This is a genomic window from Methanolobus sp., from assembly GCF_030682845.1.
Classification (GTDB): Archaea; Halobacteriota; Methanosarcinia; order Methanosarcinales; family Methanosarcinaceae; genus Methanolobus.
Genome location: NZ_JAUXNK010000046.1, coordinates 22,451 through 43,788 on the forward strand (window position 1 = coordinate 22,451; position 21,338 = coordinate 43,788).

Genomic DNA, 21,338 nt, shown 5'->3' on the forward strand with positions numbered 1-21,338 from the left:
TGTTCATATATTCATGGCTGAAAATGTCGAGCATGTATGTGCTGATAAAAAATCGATATCCCTTTTATCGCAAAACGTTCCTTCCGAAGAGGAACTTTGCAGGATGTGCAATATCTTTAGTGCCCTCCAGTCCGAAACCCGCCTGAAGATACTGTTCCTGCTTTCCCGGGGCGGCCTCTGTGTCAAGGAACTTGAACAGGCACTCAGTATCTCCCAGCCCGCCATCTCCCACAGCCTGCGGACACTTCGCCAGCTTGATCTGGTGCGTGTGAAAAAAGAAGGCAGATTTGCAGTCTACCATATTGCTGACGAACATGTGCAGACCTTTGTTGAAATGTGCAGGAAGCACGTCTCTGAGTGTGAATGATCATGATGGGAACTATCTTCGCTGCATTTACAGGAATTGCGATGGAATCCTGGCGCCTCTTTGTGGAAATGGCTCCATATCTCTTTCTTGGATTTGTGATAGCAGGTATTCTGCATGTGTACATTCCTGAAAGACAAATCATGAAGTATCTTGGCAATTCCGCGGGAAAGATCAGGTCGGCGTTGCATGCAACATTGCTGGGTATTCCTATACCTCTCTGTTCGTGCGGTGTAGTTCCCACTGCGCTATCCCTGCAGAAGAAGGGTGCTACAAAGGGTGCCACTTTGTCCTTCCTTATATCCACTCCTGAAACCGGTGTGGATTCAATTACTATAACCTATGCCCTGCTTGACCCTATAATGACAGTGTTCCGCCCGCTGGCAACTCTTGTAACAGCTCTCTCGGCAGGGATTGCAGAGAATTTCCTCAATCACGAAGAACCTCATCTCCCTGAAAAAAAAGTAGCTGATAAAAAGAACATCCTAATGATGCAGCCTTCAGTACCTTTGACTGCATGCAGTGATGCATCCTGCTCCTGCCAGCCTTCTTCTGTAAAAGATAGTGTCCTTTCCGGACCTGCCCGCTTTAAAGAAGGCCTGAGATATGCCTTTGTCGAGCTTCTGGGCGACATCTCAAAATGGCTGGTAGTTGGCATAATTCTTGCAGGCATCATATCATATGCAGTTCCCTATGAGCTTGTGAGCTCTTACCTGGGCGGTGGCATTACCTCTATGATGTTCATGCTAATAGTTGGTATCCCCCTCTACATCTGCGCCACGGCCTCCACACCGCTGGCTGCAGCTCTCATAGCAAAAGGAATGAGCCCTGGAACAGCATTCGTTTTCCTGCTTGCCGGACCTGCAACCAACGCGGCAACTATTACAATGGTAACGAAATTTCTCGGCAAAAAAAGTGCTGCAATCTACCTTGGAACAATAGCAATTTGCTCATTGGGCTTTGGGCTACTGCTTGACCTGGTATATTTCAGAATGGGCATCGAGGCAAGTGCTGTGGTCGGCAGTGCAAGCGAGATATTACCGGAACCGGTGAAGATTGCATTCGCACTGGCACTTATTCCGTTCATCGTGTACGGTATATCCAGAAAGCAGTGCAGGCAGTAAAGCTGCATTAAGGCTTTACTTTTTTCCGATAAGGACCTCGGTAGATTTAACTATTGCAAAGACCTTGTCCCCCGGCTGGATATCAAGCCTTTCGACAGCCTCGCTGGTAATGATGGATGTCAGGACAGAGGACTCGATCTCAAGTGTTATCTTTGAGACTAGTCCTTCACGCTCCACCTTAGTCACTTTACCCGGTATCCTGTTACGTGCGGATATCTTCAGCCCGATATTCTCCCAGGAGCCTTCGTCTTTCATAGTATCTTCAAGGAACTCCCTGTTGTGCTCATACTCCCGGATAAGATGGCGCCCATCCTCTGTCAGGAAAGTGCCCTGGTCCTTACCTCCTCGTACGGTTGTCACAACGTCCTTTCCCAGTCTTTCGCTCATTGTATTGAGCACATTCCATGCATGCTTGTAGGAGATATCCAGTTTCCCGCAGGCTTTTCTGAGAGATCGTTCCTCATCAATTGCTTTGAGCAAAGCTACTTTCCCTGCACCGATAAGCGGCTTCCCTTCCGATGTCAGCCATACCTTTGTTTTTGTTTCCATATCCTTCATCTAACACTCTTTCATTTGAGGTCTTCTTCCTCGAATATAAATAGTTCGTCAATGCTCGTTTGCAGGCATCTTGCAACCTTGCAGGCAAGTTTGAGTGAGGGATTATATTTGCCTTTCTCAAGGAATCCAATGGTTTCCCTTCTTACCCCCACAAGAGTGGCCAGATCTTCCTGTGTCATATCGTATCTCGCCCTCAGTTCTTTTATCCTGGTCTTCATCTTTGCCTCTTGATCACTCAACATCACCTTTTCTGAAGAGGTACCACTGGAAACCTTTTGCAGTGATCGCCATTACAAGGATAAGCATTCCCAGTACCCTATTCAGAAAAAAGGCAGTCCACACTTTCTGAGATCACAGGTGGCAGTCCTTACGGGGCCTCAACCATTGCAGGCAGCGGCCCGGACACACGGCTCCCGAGCGAGAATGAGCTGGCGATAGCGCGTTTCCAGGGTAGGCACGTGGCGGAGATCACGAAGAGGCTGGTGGGGGAGTGGCAGCCCTAAAATACTTAGTTTTAAAAACGTACAACTCTTTTTAATTCCAGATTAGATGTGCATTGTCTTTTATAACTTCAGACATCCTTGAAGTTTAAGCAAAGTATATACCGTCCTGTTCCATTCTTTCTATCATAAACAATATTCCTGATATAATGTCGGGTGTGGTAGAAAAATGATACTAAAAATGAAAGGAACCAGACTTAAGTCCCAGTTACTTTGCATACTGATATTATTCTCCCTTTTCTCAGGGTGTATAGCTAACCAAAGCGAACTCTCCTCCAACCTCGCCGGTCCGTGCACCGGCCAGCTTGCAGACGCAGGTGATGAGTTCTTCATACTCGCTCCCAAAGTGCTCTTCTCCGGCGGTGAGAGCTCCATAACCATGGCGGCCTTTGAGAATGGCCAGCCAGTCAGCCGCTGCATCGAATATACCCTTGTGGATGAGGATAACAATGAGGTCCCGCTTGTCACCGCATCCACCACGGGTGCAGGAAACTCCGTAGCTTCCTTTGAAGTGCCTGATGTGAAGGAGGGGCGCTATGTGCTCACAGCAAGGCCGGCGGGCTATGAGCGCAATTTCACCGCCACGGTGGAAGTGGTAAGGAACAACCCGCTCTTCATCGAAACCGACAAACCTATCTACAAACCGGGACAGGCCATCCACGGCAGGATACTGTCCCTCAACAACAATCTGGTGCCTGTGGAACAGGACATCCTGGTCGAGATAACGGATGCAAAGGGCATCAAAGTGTTCAAGGAGGAAATGAGCTCGAACGAATACGGAGTTGCCTCCTTTGACCTGCCCCTGGCCTCAGAGCTTAACCTGGGCACCTGGAAGATAAAGGCAAGTGCCGGAGATTCAATATCTAATGTGGATGTTCAGGTTGACAAGTATGTGCTTCCGAAGTTCGATGTCACTGTAACCACTCCGCAGGAATGGTTCCTTGTGTCGGATAAGATTACAGGCACTGTATCCTCTTCATACTTCTTCGGCAAGGATGTGGAAGGGGAAGTGCTTGTGGAAGCTTCCCGATATGTAGGTGAGTGGGAGCAGTATGCCACATATAATGCAAAGCTCAGCAACGGCTCCGTGGATTTCGAACTTCCCGCAGTGGGGTATGCTGCGGGCACTTACGGTGCAGGCGGGCAGGCAAGCCTGATGCTCAACGTGACTGTCACGGACACGGGCAACCATAGCGAGATCAGCAACAAGCTGCTGACCATAGCCGGGTCTCCCCTGTTGCTCCAGATCATTCCCGAATCAGATTACATCAAGCCAGGTATGCCATTGCAGGTGCTTGTGGTGACGAAGGACCCTGGAGGAAAGCCGGTGGACACTCAGGTAACCGTTGATATGACTTTCAGGGACGATTCCTATCGCGATACTGCAGACCAGCAAACCGTATCTACCAAAAACGGTGTTGCGCTCCTTACATACGATGTGCCTGAGTCCGCAATGCAGTGCTATCTCAACGCAGACGCAGACAATGCATATGCATACAAGGAATTGAACGCGGTTTATTCCCCAAGTGCAAGTTTCATCCATGTAAGCCAGGTCAGTGACGGTATCCCGGAAGTAGGGGATGTCATCACCTTCAGGGTGTATTCAACCAATCCGGGAACTGTGTTCTATGATGTGTTCGCTAACGGCAGGACTGTGTATTCAGGAACCAGCAAGGAACAGGATATCAATATACCTGTGACAATGCAGATGAGCCCGCAGGCAAAGGTCGTGGCTTACATGATCAACCCCAACAGCGAGGTTTCCGTGGATTTGCTGCCCTTTGACGTGCAGTTCTCTGCACAACTGGACCTGAAAAGCTCTTTTGACAGCGAGTCCGTGGAGCCGGGGAAAAACGTGAGCGTTGACTTTGATGCAGGAAGCAGGTCAATGATAGGCTTTTCTATCGTTGATGAGTCGGTATATGCACTGAGTGAAGGCAGGCTCAACCTGAAGCAGGTATTTGATGAACTCGAAAAGCGCTTCATGGTACCCCAGGTGGAATCCCATCCCTACTGGTACCGTGAGGGTGCCTATGAGATGCTGGAAAATGCCGGTGTGACAGTGATGGCATCCCCCGGAATCAGTGTCCCCAAATCTCAGAACAGCGCCGGGTGGGAGGCAGGTAATTTTGCAGGTTTTTTTGTTGACATGGATAAAGCCATGGCAGTTGAGATGGAAGCCCCTATGATGGAAGCTCCCATGGATGGAGGCATAGTTCTTGATGAAGCTGCTGCAGAAGATACAGGTTCAGGCGCTTCCCTTACTGAAGTCCAAAGGGTGCGCCAGTTCTTCCCCGAGACATGGGTGTGGATGCCTGACATGCTTACCGATGAGGAAGGACGTGCCAGTATTGAACTGACGGCGCCTGACAGTATCACTACATGGAGAGTGCATGCAGTTTCCTCGGGTCCTGAAGGCATAGGTATTTCAGAGGCAAAGCTGAGAGTGTTCCAGGACTTCTTCATCGACCCTGACCTGCCGTATTCGGTTATCCGGGGTGAGGAGTTCCCGGTGCAGATACAGGTCTATAATTACCTTGACAGGGAGCAGAATGTGAGGCTTACTCTCTCGGACGCCGAATGGTTCGATATAGTAGGTGATGATGTTCAGGAAGTGACAGTTGAGGCCAACAGTGTCGGTTATGCAAGTTTCACTATCCGGCCCACCGAGGCTGGGAGGAAGATTATCGAGATAACGGGCCAGACCACAGAGAAGGCAGATGCTGTCAGGAAGGATATTATCGTTGAGCCCGAAGGTGCCACGAGGGAGCTTGTGGAAAACGGTATCTTCAAGAATGGTTCTGTGATGCTGGATGTTACTCTTCCTGAAGGAATAGTACCGGATTCAGGAAAGGTGCTCGTGAGCTTCAGTCCGAGCATAGTGGCCCAGACCATCAACGGTGTTGACAACTTGCTGGGTATGCCCTATGGATGCGGGGAACAGAATATGATGCTCTTTTCCACTGATGTTGAAGTGCTCCGCTACCTTGAGGCCACAGGACAGGACAACCCCGGACTCAAAGCCAAGGCAGAGATGTACATAGTCACAGGCTACCAGCGGCAGCTGACCTACAGGCACAGTGATGGCTCCTTCTCCGCTTTCGGTGAAAGCGACCCTGAAGGCAGTCTCTGGCTGACGGCATTCGTGCTTTCCCAGTTCAGCGGGGCAAGGGACCTTACTACCATCGATGAAGGTATTCTTGCAGACTCAGATGGCTGGATAGAATCTCATCAGCTGGCCGACGGTTCCTGGGAGCCAGTGGGTTTTGTGATACACCAGGATATGATGGGTGGGGTCAGTGGCACCTATGCACTGACAGCCTATGTCACCCTGGCGCTTGATGATTATGGCTCAGCCAATCCGGCAGTGATGGCCGATGCCCGTAAGTATCTAGAGGACAACCTTGCAGGCCAGAAAGACCCCTATGCTCTTGCCATCGGTACTCTGGCTCTGCAGAAGTTAGACAGCCCGCTTGCGGATAAAGCCCTGAATGACCTGCTCGCCATCTCAAAACAGGACGACCATGGTACATACTGGGGTTATGGCGATGGACCAGTGTCAATGCCATACCAGCATCGCGGTTATGATTTCATGGTGCCGTCCAGCAAGAATGTCGAGACCACAGCCTACGCCACCCTTGCTCTGATAGATGCAAGGAACCCGGTAGCCAGTTCTTCACTGAAATGGATATCCGCACAGCGCAATTCCAACGGTGGCTTTTCCAGTACCCAGGATACTGTCATGGCCTTCAGGGCCTTAATGAGTGCCGCGACATCAGCAGGCAGGGATGTCGATGCAACGGTAAAGGTCATTGCAGACAACACTACTGTCAGGTCGATAGATGTGAACTCCCGGAACTTCGATGTAGTGCAGATCGTCGGGATCCCTGAGAATGCTTCACAGGTCAGGCTCGAAATGGAGGGCACAGGCGAGCTGAGTTACCAGCTGGTGAGGCGTTTCAATGTGATACTGCCGGAAGTCACACCGCAGAAAGAGATCGAACTTGATGTGAAGTACGACTCCACAAATGTAGCTGTGAATGATATCGTGAATGTGCAGACCCGTGTGAAGTACAACGGCATACGAGGCATCGACGGCCGGGAGACATCCAGCGGAATGATGGTCGTTGACATCGCAGTTCCCACAGGCTTCACTCCTGTGACATCAAGCCTCACGGCCCTTAAGGACGAAGGCGTGATAACCCGCTATGAAGTCGCAGGCCGCAAAGTGATACTCTACATCGATGACATGCAGCCGGGCGAGGAAATAAATTTCAGCATCCGGATGAAGGCATTGTTCCCGGTGAAGGCTATCGCACAGGAGAGCAGGGCGTATTCGTACTACAACCCGCAGGTGAGTGCAGAGGCAAGTGGGATGGATATGACCGTGGGGTGAATGATAAGAAGAGGGGGAAATCCCTTCTCCTACAAATTTATTAACAGCACTATTTCTCAATAAGTTTCATCGTCGCATACCCATCCTTTCCTGATCCACAGCAGGGTATGGGATATGATTCCCAGCACAGGCAACTCTATCAAAGGACCTATGACCAGTGCCAATGCTATCAGCGGCTCCTCCGGAAAGGCCGTGAGTGCGATTGCAAGCACTATCGGGGAGTTGCGTGCAAGAGTTGTGAGGTTCAGGCTGGCAGTGTCCTGGTAGGAAAAACGAAGATATCTTCCAACTATTTGACCTACAATGAACACTATTACAAAGAAGAGCAACACGGGAGTTATGAGCTTGAGCAATATCAGGGGATTCTGGACCAGGTATTCTCCCTGCGAAGCGAACATGGATATGATCGCAAGGTTCAGAAAAGAGAACTGCACATGATCCAGTTTCGGGAAAACCTTTTCTTCAAGCCAGTATTCTCCCTTTGCTTTTGGCAAGACAACTTTTGAGACCAGAGACAGAATAAAAGGGATAAAGAGCACAAGGATCACACTTTCAACCAGCAGGGAGGAATCGATGCTTGCAATGGTCCCTGCGAAGATAAACAGGTATAATGGTAGCAACGCCAGCTGCAGGATAAGGTTCATAGGTAAGATGGATGCGGAAAGTGATACATTACCGCGTGCAATACCTGTAAAAAGAAGGTACCAGTCAGTACAGGGTGTAACCATCAGCATGATAAAGCCAATCCATAAGGCGGGTGTATCCCTTAAGAACAGGAACCCGAGGGCAAAGGCCAGCAGAGGATTGAATATGAAATTAATGCTCCCGCTGACACCTGCAAATTTCCAGTTCCTGAAGGAATTCTGTAACAACAGACGCTAATATGATGAAAGATTGGTATTTTTCAATAGAGGCCATTAATTACACCCTGTTATTAGAATATTTGATATCTTACGACCAAAGTATCTATTTTCTTTAATCCTTCCCAGTTTTAAATAGCTTCTGCTGTCCTTGATTAATTGTCTTACAACAGAATGGGTGACACCTGCGGGTCTGTTGACACGCTTGTGCTGATCTTCATATTCCAGGGTGATAAGATAATCAATTATCCGCTGCACATCCTGCTAATAGCCATACCTTTGATACTCCATACATACTTTAATTCTTCATTGGATACATGGGAGCCAGGAAGCTCAGGATACTCTACCAGGAAGCTGCACCTTCTACATTCATTGGTGCCAGCAACTTCTTCGAACTGGCGGTGGCAGTGGCCCTGATATTGTTCGGCATAGATTCGGGGGCTACACTGGCAACGGTTGTAGGCGTGCTGGTGGAGGTACCTGTGATGCTGCATTTTGTAAGTATCATGAAAAGGAACAAGGCTAAGTTCCAGTTTGGGACAGGGTCTGACCTAAATACATAAAAATATTTGGAGCATGGTGTCTGTCCCCAATGCAAACACAAAAATAGTAACAGCCAGATAATTTGGGAAACAAACCATTCAACAGATCACCATGAACCAGATAACGCCTGCCATGCAGCAGTTTTACTCAGCCAAGGAGGAGCATGGGGATGCCCTTATATTTTTCAGGATGGGGGATTTCTATGAATCTTTCGGCGAGGATGCAAAGACCATTGCAAGAGAGCTGGAGATAACTCTCACTACCAGGGGAAGGGACAAGGATGGAAAGGACATGCCACTTGCGGGAATTCCTTATCATGCTATTGACAATTACCTGCCCCGGCTTATAAAAAAAGGCTACAAGGTCGCAATATGTGAGCAACTCGAAGACCCTAAACTGGCTAAGGGTGTCGTGAAAAGAGGTGTCGTACGCGTTGTCACGCCTGGTACTGCCATGGACCCTTCTATGTTTCCGGATGCCTCGAATAACTACCTTATGGCGCTGTACGGGGAAGGAAAGGATTTCGGTATCGCGTTCCTGGACATCTCTACAGGTGAGTTCCTGACTACCCAGCTTGCAGACAGTTCGCCCTATGACAGGATAGCAAGCGAAGCTGCACGCATGGGTCCCTCTGAGTGCATCATGCCGGCTGCCATGCTTGCCGATGAGAAACTGGTGGAGCGCATCAGGGAACTGAAGATAATCATTCACAAATACGAAGAAGACGCTTTCGTTCATGACTCTGCTGAGAAGGTGCTCAGGGAACATTTCAAAGTTTCCACACTTGAAGGTATGGGATGCAGCAGGCTTTCATTTGCTGTAAGTTCCGCGGGCGCAGCTCTTCAGTATGCCATAGACACGCAGATGAGGGAGCTATCACAGGTACAGCATCTCAAAACCTATTTTGATTCGGAGTTCATGGTGCTGGATGCCATCACCCTGCGCAATCTGGAGATAGTAAAGAATGTCAGGGGTGAAGGCAGCGACTCCACCCTGCTGAACGTGCTTGACTCGACAAGGACACCTATGGGTGGCAGGGTGTTGCAGAAATGGCTGCTCAAGCCTCTTGTATCCGTTGATGATATCAATTACCGGCTGGATGCAGTTTCACAGCTTCTTGGTAATACTCTTGTGAGGTTTGATCTCAGGTCACACCTGTCTTATGTGAAGGACATGGAGAGACTCGTGGGAAGAGTGCTGTATGGCAATTCCAATGCAAGGGACCTGGTTGCGCTGAGGCGGTCCATGGAGGCCGTGCCGCAAATAGTAGATTCAATGAGAGGATGCGGGAAATCCGAACTTCTGGATGATATTGTTTCACAGCTCTCTTCCTTCAAAGAACTGGGAGAGCTTACGGAACTGATAGGCAGGGCAATAGTGGATGAGCCACCGGTGAGTGTCAGGGATGGCGGAATGATAAAGTCCGGCTATAATGAGAGGCTGGATGAGCTTAGGGGTCTGTCAAAGAGCGGCAAGCACTGGATAGCGGAATTCCAGCAGAAAGAGCGTGACAGGACCGGCATCAAGTCGTTGAAGGTGGGTTATAACAAGGTATTCGGTTATTACCTGGAGATCACCAAAGCCAATATCGCCCAGGTTCCGGACGATTACATACGCAAGCAGACCATGACCAATGCAGAGAGGTTCTATACACCCCAACTTAAGGAGCGGGAGAGTGACATTCTTTCTGCTGACGAGAAGATGGTTGCTCTTGAATACGAATTGCTGTGCGAGGTTAACGCAGTGGTGGCTTCTCATTCAAAACAATTGCAGGACACTGCTGCAACCCTAGGTATGCTGGATGTGCTCGCCAATTTTGCGGAAGTGGCTGCAAATAACAATTACATCAGGCCGGGCATCACGAACGACTGCAAATTGCTTATCAGGGACGGAAGGCACCCTGTGGTGGAGAGCGCTGTCCGGGGTGGTTTCGTTCCCAACGATACTGACATGGATTGCCAGAACAACCAGTTCATGCTTATCACAGGCCCGAACATGGCCGGTAAGTCCACTTATATGCGCCAGATAGCGATGATAGTCATCATGGCGCAGGCAGGCTCATTTGTGCCTGTTTCACATGCATCCATTGGCATAGTTGACAGGGTGTTCACAAGGGTCGGAGCCTTTGACGACCTTGCCAGCGGGCAGAGCACTTTCATGGTGGAGATGGTGGAGCTTGCCAATATCCTGAACAATGCCACACCCAGAAGCCTGGTGCTGCTGGATGAGATCGGCAGGGGTACCAGCACCTACGATGGTTACAGCATAGCAAAGGCCGTGGTGGAGTATATCCATAACAAGGGCCGTGTCGGCGTGAGGTCGCTCTTTGCCACCCACTACCACCAGCTCACTGAGATTGCAGGTAACCTGAAAAGGGTGAAGAACTTCCACATCGCAGTAAAAGAGGAAGGTGACGATCTGGTCTTCCTCAGGAAGATCGTGCCAGGTGCCACAGACAAGAGTTATGGTATCCACGTGGCAAGGATTGCCGGTGTCCCCCTCAGCGTAACCAAGAGGGCCAGGGAAATACTGGAGGATATCGAGAACGAGAGCGCCATCAGCATGAACGATGCCAAGGCAGGCAGGAAGCATCGCAACAATGCGAAGTACACCCAGCTGATACTCTTTGACCAGGATGCCTCTGAAAAGGAAAGCAAACCACATCCTGTTGTGGAGGAACTGAGGGAGCTGGATGTGAACTCACTCACACCTCTTGAGGCGCTCAATAAGTTGAGCCAGATGAAGAGTCGGCTCTCAGGGAAAAGTAGCAAGTGAGTGAGAAATGAAGGGAAGAAAATGACGGACAAAGCGTGTGATTTGAAGGGTTCCAGGATACATGTGCTGGACGAGTCCACGATAAATAAAATAGCTGCAGGAGAAGTCATCGAGCGCCCTGCATCCGTGGTAAAGGAGCTTATCGACAACTCAATTGACGCCTATGCAAGCGATATTCGAGTGGAAATAAAGGGGTCTGGCACGAAAAGCATACTTGTTGCTGACAATGGTTCGGGAATGAGTCATCAGGATGCCTCTCTGGCTTTCACCAAGCACGCCACTAGCAAGATAAGCAGTATCGAGGACCTTGACCGTGTCCTTACTCTGGGATTCAGGGGGGAAGCGCTCGCATCCATAGCCTCGGTCTCGAAGGTCGAACTCGTCACAAGGCAGGAAAGCGACATCTCTGGCACGAAGGTTATCGTGGACAGCAGCGGTATCAAAAGCATCTCTTCGGCAGGTTCGGTCGTGGGGACCTCTATATCCGTGACCGACCTCTTTTACAGCACTCCGGCGCGGAAAAAGTACCTGAAGAGCCTGCGCACCGAACTTGCCAATATAACTGACGTGGTCACCAGGCATGCAGTAGCGCATCCGGAAATATCTTTCACGCTTTTAAGCGATGGCAAGGTAATCATGAGGTCCCCGAGCTCAGGAGACCTTTTTGGCAGCATAGTGCATCTTTACGGTGCAGATGTTGCGCGCTCATTAGTTCCAGTGGAACTACAGTCAGAGTTTGTATCCATATCCGGATACATATCAAAACCCGAACTTACCAGAAGCGGAACGGACCTGCAGGCTTTCTTCATCAATGGCAGGAGTATTTATTCAAGGGTTATAAGTAATGCTGTGAGGCTGGGTTACTATACGCTCCTTCCCAAAGGGCGCTACCCGGCTGCCTTCCTTAAGTTTGATATCGACCCCGCCAGCGTTGATGTTAATGTACACCCTACAAAGAGAGAAGTTCGGCTGAGTCATGAAAAGGAGATCGAATCTGCTATTATCGCGGCAGTTGAACAGGCTCTCAGCACAGCAGACCTCATCCCTGAGCTCAGGGTGACGAAGGAGAGCACCCTCCAGTCAAAGATATATGATCCGGAGCCAGCGGGACTTCCGATGGAAAAGGAAGAGGTTGGGGATTATTATCCGGAAGCCCGTGAACAGCGCACTGAAGGGTACAGGCAGGAACCGCATCAGGAAGAGCCTGCTCTTATTAAAGAGAACAGCCAGCCTTACCGGTATCCCATGAAGGATACCCAGAAGCGACTGATGAAGAGTGAGAGGCTTCAGGCGCAGCATGTACCTCCTGTGAGGAAAGGTGAGGTCCCGGATGTGAAGGTGCTTGGGCAGTTCTTCGATCTTTACATAATAACAGAAACAGAAGGGAAACTTGTGCTGGTGGACCAGCACGCAGCCCACGAGCGTATCATGTACGAGCAGGTCCTGAAAATGCGGGACATGGGCTGGCAGGAGCTTATCACTCCTGTGACCCTTGAGCTCAGTACAAAGGAAATGGCCATTATAGAGGATTACATACCTTTTCTGGAGCAGATCGGCTTTTCCATATCCGAGTTCGGGCCCGGCAGCTATGTGGTCACGACAGTGCCAAGTATTTTTGGCAGGCTGGAGGAGCCGGAAATCGTTCACGATATCATCTCGGACCTGGTATCAGGCGGGAGGATCAAAGAGGACACACAGGTGTATGACCGCCTGTGCAGCACCATGGCCTGCAGGGCGGCGATAAAAGCAGGCGCGGTGTGCACCCAGGAGCAGATGCTCGGGCTTTTGAGGCAACTGATGTTATGCGACAATCCATATACATGTCCGCATGGAAGGCCTACGATGGTATCCTTCACAAAGGAGGAGCTGGGTAAGATGTTTGGAAGGACATGACTTGTCGGTAAATTTTAAAAGTATGAACTACAATTGACCTGAGATGATCGACCCGGTAAACAAATCCAAGATCCCAGAAGAATGGCTTGAACGCTCGCAAATGCCCCGCAAGGAACTGGAAGAAGGCATAAGGAGCGGAATGCTGGTTGTACTTAGCAATGGCTCGGTGTTAAGGAGAGGTTATACTACCGGGACAACGGCTGCAATTGCCGCAAAGGCTGCGGTGCTCTCACTTGGAGCGGATGTGACACATGTATCCGTGCCCACTCCGGTAGGTTTGCGGGCCAAACTCGATGTCAAAGCAAGCAAGGGGCATGCTGTTGCAGTCAAGATCAATAACGATCATGAATCTGATATCACCCGCGGGCTTGAATTCGCTGCCGACGCCAAGGAAACCGATGGCATTGTGGTGAATGCCGGCCAGGGTGTCGGTATCGTCACACGCAGCGGGCTTGAATCCAAGAAAGGGCACCCTGCCATCAATCCGCGGCCCATGGAGCAAATAGTTGCCTCCATAACAGAGGCTGTGGAAGAGCTGAACCTCAGGGGTGCTGAAGTTACCATCTATCTCCCGCAGGGAAAGGAAATCGCGAAGCAGACTCTCAACAATCGAATAGGTATCGTTGATGGCATATCAATCCTCGGGACCACCGGTTTTGTGGAGCCCTGGAACGACCATCTTGGAGAGATGAAAGGGGACCTGATAAGGGAGTCCGATAAAGTGGTACTTACCACCGGCAGGATAGGCATCAGGTATTCCACCATGCTATTCCCGGAATATACTGTAGTGCTTGCCGGTAGCCGTATCGATGAGGCTCTTGAGGCTGCAACCGGGGACGTTGTTATATGCGGCCTGCCAGGTCTTGTCCTGAAGTGGGGAAACCCTGACATGCTCAAAGACAGCGGGTTTGCCACCGTTGTTGAGATGCTTGAACTTGACCCCGGCAACGAGCGGCTCAGGAAAGCCTTTGAGATGGCAATAGGGAAAGGCAAAGGAGCACGCATCGTCGTTGTTGACCGCGACGGAACAGTCCTCATGGACAACGGGGATGGAATATGATAATCGTAGGTGTGGGTGTCGGTCCGAAGATGCTGACACAGGAGGCAATAGAAGTTATCAGTGCCGCAGCTGTGGTCTATGGTTCTGAAAGAGCCATAGAGCTTGCCAGGGATCACATTAAGTGTGAAGCCCACCCTATCAAGAGTTTCAAGAACCTGCATCTTTTGCCTGCGGATGCAGTTGTACTCTCTACCGGAGATCCCATGTTCTCAGGGCTGGGAAAATTCGCAGGAGAACATGATAGAGTGGTCACCGGCGTTTCATCAATACAGGCGTCATGCGCACGCTTCCATGTGGAGATGTCAAATCTCGCCATGATAACAGCTCACGGCAGGGATCCGGCTCCGGCAAAAGAATCTCTCATCCGTGAACTGTCTCTGGGAAAGAATATTTTCCTGTTACCTGCTGACAACTTCGGGCCGGCTGAAGTCGCAGGGATTCTGAAAGAGATGGGTATCGATGCGAAAATATGCATCTATGAGGATATTGGCTACCCGGATGAACGGTCCGCGGTTGGCACTGTGAGCGAGCCGCCTCTGAACAAGTCGGATGTGTACTGTTTGATGGTTGTCAGATAATATCAAGTAAAGTTACTTTTTTTAAGCTCTGTTTTATAATTATATGTGCGGTTTTGAAGGACTGTATTAGCTGAATTTTCTCATATCAGTCTATTATCAACAGATGTGTGAGTATATAAGTTATTTCAACACGGACGGCTGTTAGCATAAGCACTAACATAACTTAACTTCAATCTCTATCGTTATGTTTATTTACCATAACATAATACCTGATATACGTCTACTCAATTATACTTGATTTAGTGGTGTTATAAAAAGGAAGGTGATCTTAGTTGCATATATTTGAAGGTTTTCTACCCTCTCCCTGGTGGCAGATATGGTTTGCCGTTTCCATTCCTGTTATAATGTATGGTATCTATCAGATGAACAAATTGGTGAGCCAAAGACGTGAAATCGTGCCTTTGCTTGCTGTTGCAGGTGCGTTTATATTCGTGATGTCGTCCCTGAAACTTCCTTCTGTGACTGGCAGTTCCTCACATCCTACCGGTACCGGAATGGCAGCTATCCTCTTCGGACCGGCTGTTACTTCTGTTCTAAGTGTGATCGTGCTATTGTATCAGTCCCTGTTCCTGGCACATGGCGGTCTGACTACTCTGGGCGCCAACGTGTTCTCAATGGGTATCGCAGGTCCTTTTGTTGCTTATGCATTCTATAAGATGGCATCAAAGGCAGGTATGAATTTCTACCTGAACGTATTCCTTGCCACTGCAATTGCCAACTGGGTAACGTATGTCGTAACCTCCTTACAGCTTGCTTTAGCCTTTCCCTTCGAAGGCAGCGTATTTGCATCATTCAAAATGTTTGCCCTTGTATTTGCAACAACCCAGGTCCCTCTTGCTATCATGGAAGGAGCTCTGACAGCACTGATAATGAAATATGTGGTGCAGATCAAGGGCGATGTGCTGGTGGGCCTTAATGTGCTCACTTCTTCAGCAGCCACAAAACTAAGGGAGGCCATGGAATGAAGCTTGAATACCTTGTTGCCATAGTCGTGATACTCTTTGCAGCACAGTTCTTCTATGGTGTAGCCAATAATCCTGATTCGGAATTCGGCGGTGCGGATGGTGAGGCTGCAGACATGATAGCTGAGATGAATCCTGACTATGAACCGTGGTTCGGAGGCATTGGCTTTGAACCACCAGGAGGCGAGACAGAAAGCCTGCTCTTTGCTCTTCAGGCCGCGTTCGGTGCTGTTGTGATCGGATACACGATTGGCTACTATAAGGGAAAAGGCGAGAAGAATTGAATGACGTTGTGCTTTCCCCGGGAAAGGCACAAATTCTTTTCTTTTTTTTCCTTTCTCTTTTTTCATTTTCATGCTCGATCTATACTGGCACTGGAGATGTCCACTTGTCCGATGCAAATATCTCTTGAGCTCCCTGATATCCTGTAAACATCACAGTTCTTATCGATGTTGATTCATAACGAAATGCTTATCTAGAAGGTACTGTATTTCCTTTCTTTATATTTGTACAATAGCAGGTAAGATCCGTTCTATTTATTGGTTAGTTTTAAGCTGGTTTGGAAAATGACACATATCCTGGATGACTATGCCGTATCGAGCCCTCTCAGGTACAGGAACAACTGGCTCAAATTAACTGTTGTTGCATTTGGCATCCTTGCAGGTGTTTCCTCCAACTCTCCATTTGTCCCTCTTGTAATAGCTGTGTGCATGAGTTTCGCAACAGTTTATTTTGGCAAGGTCCCTGCAGGTCCATATTTCCGAATACTGGCAGCACCTGCAGGTTTTGTCATGGTGAGTGCTGTAATAATAGCATTTTTCTTTGGAGAGGGGGAGAAGTTATTTTCCTTTGAGGTTCTGGGCTTTACCCTTGGTGTGGGCTCTGCCGGTCTCAATATGGCCCTGCTGGTACTTGCACGGACCCTGGGAGGTATGTCCTGCCTGCTCTTCCTGTCCCTTACCACGCCTATGATAGAACTGTTCTCGGTCCTAAAGGCGACAAGAATTCCTGACTCGTTCATTGAGATATCGATGATGATGTATCGCTATATCTTTGTCTTCCTGGAGGTGGCTATGGGTGTGAAGTATGCTCAGACTGTCCGGCTGGGATATAAGGATTTCAGGACATCCTTCCGGTCTGTGGCCATGCTTGCGACTAACCTTTTCATCAGGTCATGGGAGCAGGGGGAAAAACTATATGTGTCAATGAACTCAAGGTGCTATGACGGGAAGCTGACCATGCTTGATGAGAAAAGACCAGTCCGGCTACTCGAGATCGTGCTGACATGCGGTTATTTTACGCTTGTGCTGGCTGTTTTCTATTTTACAAGAGGTATATCCTTTATCTGAGGTAAAAACATGGTCGTTCTGGAAACAAAGGATCTCAGTTACTCTTACCCTGATGGCACCCTCGCTCTTGAGGATATCAATATAAAGATCGAAAAGGGAAAGAAAATAGCATTTGTCGGTCGCAACGGCTCTGGCAAATCCACGCTTTTCCTTGCCCTTAACGGGACCCACCGCCCTCAGAAAGGCCAGGTGCTCTATCACGGGGAGCCCCTGAAATATGATTCAAAGTCCCTGCGCGAAGTACGAAAGAATGTAGGTATTGTTTTCCAGAATTCCGATGATCAGATATTTGCGCCCACGATCTACCAGGATGTCGCTTTCGGACCTACTAACCTGGGTTATCCCAAAGAGAAGGTCGAAAAGATAGTCACTGACACCCTGGAGTATGTGGGGCTGACCCATCTCAGGAACAAACCTCCTCACCACCTCAGCGGAGGGCAGAAAAAGAGGGTTGCAATTGCCGGCATAGTCGCCATGGACCCGGAAGTTATCATTCTTGATGAGCCACTTTCCAACCTTGATCCTGTGGGCGCTGATGAAGTAATGGACCTGCTAAATGAGCTAAATTATTTCGGCAAGACAATCGTGATCTCCACCCATAATGTCGACCTTGCATACAGCTGGGCAGATTATGTCTTCCTTATGAACAACCGCAGGGTAATCAGTGAAGGTGTTCCTGAGGAAATATTCAGGCAGACTGAGAATCTCAAGACAGCTTATCTCAAGAGGCCTGTTACGCTGGAGATATACGAGGAGATCAAAAAGAGAGGTCTTGCGAAAATAAAAAGCTGCCCCCGTGATATTCCCGACCTGGTGCAGACCCTGCGTCCTCAGCATCTGATGTGGGTCGATGTCCCTCCCGAGGTTAAGGAAGGGGATACTATAAACCTGGGGATACTTTACGGGGAATATGCTATGGATTCGATGTATGAGGCCATTAACTGTCGTGTACTGCACATCCACGAAGATGGTCTTGCGATAGTCGAGATGGACAGAAAAGCTCTCAGGGCCGGCTCTATTGGTATCTATGACACTTCCAGATATTCCCATGATGAACTGATACGTATCATTTCAAGGGACGGCATTGAATGCGTGGGTGCTATGGGCAAGAAAAGCAAACTCATAGCGGAAGAAAACGACCTTTACATTCATGTTACTTCCGGGGTGATCGACCGTTCGATACTTAATGCACTGTCAGGCCAAAGATGTCTTATTCTGACGCACGGTGGAATGGTTGACCACGCCATGGACCGGATAAAATGCTATATGGAAAAAAGTGGAATAAATATTCCTGTAAGTGTTGCTAATCAGGTAACGGAAAAGCAGACAAATCATTTATAATGAAATATCTGCTGATCTAGGCAAATACCTCTCTTGATTGTGCATCCGGGGACTATACTCCATTCGGTAATTTTTACAGTTATACTCTCGCAGAGCAAAAGTCATCCATTGAATAAAAATGTAATAGCAAGCATAATATATAGTGCAAATAAAAGAATTATGTATTTTTCTTTCATCAGATATTAACTTATTTTATAATTATATAAACGTTGTGTTTTATAAATGCAGCCTGCATGTGGTATCTTCTCTTTTTTAAGACTCTACAAGAGTGAACATCGTATACATATTGCGGCTGCATTGCATATAGAAACCAATCTTATCTGCTTGGTTTCGTCCAATTCCTACGTAGCCCTGAATAATCTGGTGCTACTTTAGCACGTACTTAGGACATACTTGCTCATAACGCTTATATAGCTTATATCCTTCTATGTAGTATTAAGTAATACTAAAAGATTCTGGAGTTAAATAGTAGTATCATACGGGGATTAAAAATCATGGAATTATTGCCGCCGGGAATGAGTGTATTGTCTTCGGATCTTAACTTCTTGATAATTCTCTCTGCATTCCTCCTTGGTGCATTACATGCACTCGAACCAGGTCATGGAAAATCGATCATGGCAGTTTTTGTCATGGGTACGGATGCAGATCTAAAAGATGCTCTTCTCCTTGGACTTACAATAGTTATTTCTCATGTCATTGTAGTAATGGCATTGGGTGTTGCTTCCATTTATCTGGTCGAGGCCTTGAATGTCGATCCGACCCACGATATCATGAGCCTGGTCGGTGGGCTCATACTGATAGGTGTGGGAGTATGGATATTAAGGAAATTCTATCACCCCCATGAGCACACTATCGATACAAGGAAAGGGGTAATTGCAATAGGGCTTTCCACAGGGCTGATACCATGCCCGGCAGCGCTTGCGATATTGCTCTTCAGCATATCCAATGATCAGGTATATAAAGGTCTTTTCTATGTGCTCGTATTCAGCGCCGGTCTGGCAATATCTATAACTCTCCTCTCGATAGTATTTGTTAAAGGAAAGGGTTTTATAGAGGGCTATGTAAGCAGCAAGAGCATTAGCAAGCTTCCCCTGGTCAGCGGTTCATTCATAATTATCATAGGGGTGCTGACACTGCTGCATCCGATACTGGAACACCTGGCACCGGGTATACATATCTGAAAAGGAGTGTTCAAATGCCCTCATAGGTTCTTTTCAACAGCAGTGCGTCGCCTTCATTGTCCGGGCTTTCACATATCAGAAGACCTTTCACCCTGAAGTCTTTCAATGCCTTCATAAGTTCTGCATATTGAAGGTCTGAATCCTCCAGATTGAGGTGGTTCTTCTCCCCCTTTTCTCCGTACTCTATCCCCGAAACATGCATGTGCATATCGCACAGGGCTTCTTTTCCGAGTGTTTCTTCAATCATTGCAAGTACACGGCAGAATTCCTCTTCGGAGTTCTCAGCTCCGTTGCTCCTGGCATGCAGGTGTGCAAAATCAATGCAAGGCAGCACTCCTTCTATCTCGCTGCTCAGTCTCAGTGTTTCATTCAGGGACCCGAATTGAGAAGGTTTGCCGGTAGTTTCTGGCCGCAGGATAACATGTATGCTGTCGTCCTCAAGTCTTGCTGTCAGTGTTTTGAGAAGAGTTGAAACTCTCTCGTGCACTTTTTCCGTGGTGTCTTCATGATAATATGCAGGATGGAATACGATGTTCCTTGCCCCGCACAGGCTACCTGTCCTTGAGGCTGCATATATCCTTCCGATACTGGCATCTATTTTCTCGGATTCGGCAGAGTTAAGGTTGATGTAATATGGTGCATGCGCGCTCAGGACCACTTCCAGTTCATTTGCCCTTCCAAAAACGCTTCTTGCACCCTTCTCTCCCATTTTCACTCCGCGGACGAACTCAAGTTCCATGCAGCCAAGCCCCAGTTCCCTTATCCTTTCGATCCCGCTGACACTTGTGCCTTTAAGAGAGCCTCCGGGTGTGCCTGCTGTCCCGAAAAGTAATTCATGAGGCATTTTTTGGGTCATGCGAACCCGAGTTTTGCCTTCAGTTCCTTTTCCCTCTCGGGAGAGAGCTTGTTCCTGACAAGTTCCATGAACGAATCAACATCTTCTTCTTCCAGGGAGCGGATATCTTCTTTCTCTTCCATGGCAAGCCCTACGAGATAATCAATCTCGGTGGCATCAAGCCTTTCCAGCCTTTCCCTGAAATCCTCCGCAGACTGTGCTATCTTGTGGGATATAGGTCTGAGGATGAACGGGTAACTGTGCCCCATCTTGGACATTGTACTTCCGCCGGCTTCAGGTGCCAGCTTGTCAAATATCTGTTTATCCATCTGCGAGAATTCTCTGCTCATGGAGATTAGTTGTAAAAGGAGGTTAATAAAATTATGTACTTTTGACCTCAGCGCAGGATGCGCCCATGTATATCTATTTCTCCACTGACGATCCTGGTCGAGGAGATACGTTCGCTGTCCTGCGCAAGCACGAATCCGATCCTGACTATCTCTATAGGCTTCATGCCTTTATCTTTGCGGATGCTGTTGATCTTAAGTGCTACCGGGTGTGTTTCCGGTGAAACCACAATATAATCATAGTCTTCGTCGAGTGTCTTGCCATAAGGGTCATTGAGTTCTATCAGTCTGTACTCTGCTTTTTTCGGGATTTCCTTAATGTATCTCAGGAGTTGTAACTCGCGATAGGGATAGTCCGGTATCTTACGACTTCGTTTGTTTGCCATTGCATTTGATGTCAGGCCTATGTCTACCTGTCCGCTGTCTGCAAGCTCGAATGCCTTCCTGAGAAGTTCCCTGTGCCCGTCGTGCAAGCATTCGAAAGTACCACCGATCGCTACTTTTGCCATCGGGATGTTAATTATCATTTTCTTTGATAAGGTTTTTGTTGCAGGAACCTCTCCTGAGTATTGAATACTTTCACCATGCTTGGTCTATGTATATATACTCCAGTCGCTATAGAATAGCACAATTGTGCACGAAATGGATAGCATGTGCACCTATGGAGTAACA

19 protein-coding genes are annotated in these 21,338 nt (G+C 48.4%); 13 read left to right on the forward strand and 6 right to left on the reverse strand.

Annotated elements, in window-relative coordinates:
• Positions 1-13: 13 nt before the first annotated feature.
• Both Q8J68_RS04930 and Q8J68_RS04935 read left to right on the forward strand, forming a co-directional pair.
• Positions 14-367 (forward strand): helix-turn-helix transcriptional regulator, encoded by a 354-nt coding sequence (locus Q8J68_RS04930; RefSeq protein ID WP_305310426.1) that lies wholly within the window; start codon positions 14-16, stop codon positions 365-367.
• Positions 364-1,488, forward strand: a complete 1,125-nt coding sequence (locus Q8J68_RS04935; protein ID WP_305310427.1) for an SO_0444 family Cu/Zn efflux transporter — start codon at positions 364-366, stop codon at positions 1,486-1,488. Before Q8J68_RS04930 ends, Q8J68_RS04935 begins: the two co-directional genes overlap by 4 nt.
• Positions 1,489-1,503: 15 nt before the next feature.
• On the opposite strand, the gene Q8J68_RS04940 is transcribed toward Q8J68_RS04935, so the two are convergent.
• Together Q8J68_RS04940 and Q8J68_RS04945 are read right to left on the reverse strand one after the other, a co-directional pair.
• On the reverse strand, positions 1,504-2,046 hold the full coding sequence (locus tag Q8J68_RS04940) for a TOBE domain-containing protein (RefSeq protein ID WP_305310428.1): 543 nt from the start codon (positions 2,044-2,046) through the stop codon (positions 1,504-1,506).
• 11 nt (positions 2,047-2,057) lie between these two features.
• Positions 2,058-2,264, reverse strand: a complete 207-nt coding sequence (locus tag Q8J68_RS04945) for a helix-turn-helix transcriptional regulator (RefSeq protein WP_305310489.1) — start codon at positions 2,262-2,264, stop codon at positions 2,058-2,060.
• A gap of 463 nt (positions 2,265-2,727) precedes the next feature.
• Between Q8J68_RS04945 and Q8J68_RS04950 the strand changes: the two genes are divergently transcribed.
• Positions 2,728-6,942: an alpha-2-macroglobulin family protein gene (locus Q8J68_RS04950; protein WP_305310429.1), complete on the forward strand. Its 4,215-nt coding sequence runs from the start codon at positions 2,728-2,730 to the stop codon at positions 6,940-6,942.
• Positions 6,943-6,998: 56 nt separating this feature from the next.
• Here the strand turns inward: Q8J68_RS04950 and Q8J68_RS04955 are convergent, their stop codons facing one another.
• Entirely contained in the window at positions 6,999-7,814 is an 816-nt protein-coding gene (locus Q8J68_RS04955; protein WP_305310430.1) for an arsenic resistance protein, read from the reverse strand.
• A 305-nt stretch (positions 7,815-8,119) separates the two neighbouring features.
• Here Q8J68_RS04955 and Q8J68_RS04960 point away from each other — a divergent pair, with 305 nt between their 5' ends.
• The 10 genes from Q8J68_RS04960 to Q8J68_RS05005 all read left to right on the forward strand — a co-directional run bounded on the left by Q8J68_RS04960 (position 8,120) and on the right by Q8J68_RS05005 (position 19,484).
• On the forward strand, positions 8,120-8,365 hold the full coding sequence (locus tag Q8J68_RS04960; RefSeq protein WP_305310431.1) for a hypothetical protein: 246 nt from the start codon (positions 8,120-8,122) through the stop codon (positions 8,363-8,365).
• A gap of 91 nt (positions 8,366-8,456) precedes the next feature.
• On the forward strand, positions 8,457-11,120 hold the full coding sequence (gene mutS / locus Q8J68_RS04965; RefSeq protein WP_305310432.1) for a DNA mismatch repair protein MutS: 2,664 nt from the start codon (positions 8,457-8,459) through the stop codon (positions 11,118-11,120).
• A 21-nt stretch (positions 11,121-11,141) separates the two neighbouring features.
• The gene (mutL, locus tag Q8J68_RS04970) at positions 11,142-13,013 is read left to right on the forward strand and encodes a DNA mismatch repair endonuclease MutL (RefSeq protein ID WP_305310433.1); all 1,872 of its coding nucleotides are present in this window, start codon (positions 11,142-11,144) and stop codon (positions 13,011-13,013) included.
• 43 nt (positions 13,014-13,056) lie between these two features.
• Complete coding sequence (locus tag Q8J68_RS04975) at positions 13,057-14,073, forward strand: cobalt-precorrin-5B (C(1))-methyltransferase (protein ID WP_305310434.1); 1,017 nt, start codon at positions 13,057-13,059, stop codon at positions 14,071-14,073.
• The gene (locus tag Q8J68_RS04980) at positions 14,070-14,651 is read left to right on the forward strand and encodes a cobalt-precorrin-7 (C(5))-methyltransferase (RefSeq protein ID WP_305310435.1); all 582 of its coding nucleotides are present in this window, start codon (positions 14,070-14,072) and stop codon (positions 14,649-14,651) included. Before Q8J68_RS04975 ends, Q8J68_RS04980 begins: the two co-directional genes overlap by 4 nt.
• A 272-nt stretch (positions 14,652-14,923) precedes the next feature.
• Complete coding sequence (locus Q8J68_RS04985; RefSeq protein ID WP_305310436.1) at positions 14,924-15,616, forward strand: energy-coupling factor ABC transporter permease; 693 nt, start codon at positions 14,924-14,926, stop codon at positions 15,614-15,616.
• Entirely contained in the window at positions 15,613-15,897 is a 285-nt protein-coding gene (locus Q8J68_RS04990) for an energy-coupling factor ABC transporter substrate-binding protein (RefSeq protein ID WP_015053903.1), read from the forward strand. Before Q8J68_RS04985 ends, Q8J68_RS04990 begins: the two co-directional genes overlap by 4 nt.
• A 282-nt stretch (positions 15,898-16,179) precedes the next feature.
• Positions 16,180-16,962, forward strand: a complete 783-nt coding sequence (gene cbiQ, locus Q8J68_RS04995) for a cobalt ECF transporter T component CbiQ (RefSeq protein WP_305310437.1) — start codon at positions 16,180-16,182, stop codon at positions 16,960-16,962.
• Positions 16,963-16,971: 9 nt separating this feature from the next.
• Entirely contained in the window at positions 16,972-18,303 is a 1,332-nt protein-coding gene (locus tag Q8J68_RS05000; protein ID WP_305310438.1) for an energy-coupling factor ABC transporter ATP-binding protein, read from the forward strand.
• Positions 18,304-18,797: 494 nt separating this feature from the next.
• On the forward strand, positions 18,798-19,484 hold the full coding sequence (locus tag Q8J68_RS05005; protein WP_305310439.1) for a sulfite exporter TauE/SafE family protein: 687 nt from the start codon (positions 18,798-18,800) through the stop codon (positions 19,482-19,484).
• A gap of 10 nt (positions 19,485-19,494) precedes the next feature.
• Here Q8J68_RS05005 and Q8J68_RS05010 read toward each other — a convergent pair whose 3' ends face one another.
• Genes Q8J68_RS05010 through Q8J68_RS05020 form a run of 3 tightly spaced genes read right to left on the reverse strand, consistent with a single transcriptional unit; the run spans position 19,495 to position 21,175 of the window.
• Entirely contained in the window at positions 19,495-20,340 is an 846-nt protein-coding gene (locus Q8J68_RS05010; RefSeq protein WP_305310440.1) for a TIM barrel protein, read from the reverse strand.
• Positions 20,337-20,669, reverse strand: a complete 333-nt coding sequence (locus tag Q8J68_RS05015) for a hypothetical protein (RefSeq protein WP_305310441.1) — start codon at positions 20,667-20,669, stop codon at positions 20,337-20,339. Before Q8J68_RS05015 ends, Q8J68_RS05010 begins: the two co-directional genes overlap by 4 nt.
• Before the next feature lie 47 nt (positions 20,670-20,716).
• Positions 20,717-21,175 carry a phosphopantetheine adenylyltransferase gene (locus Q8J68_RS05020; protein ID WP_305310442.1) on the reverse strand — a complete coding sequence of 153 codons (459 nt, stop codon included), beginning with the start codon at positions 21,173-21,175 and terminating at the stop codon, positions 20,717-20,719.
• Between the last annotated feature and the right edge of the window lie 163 nt (positions 21,176-21,338).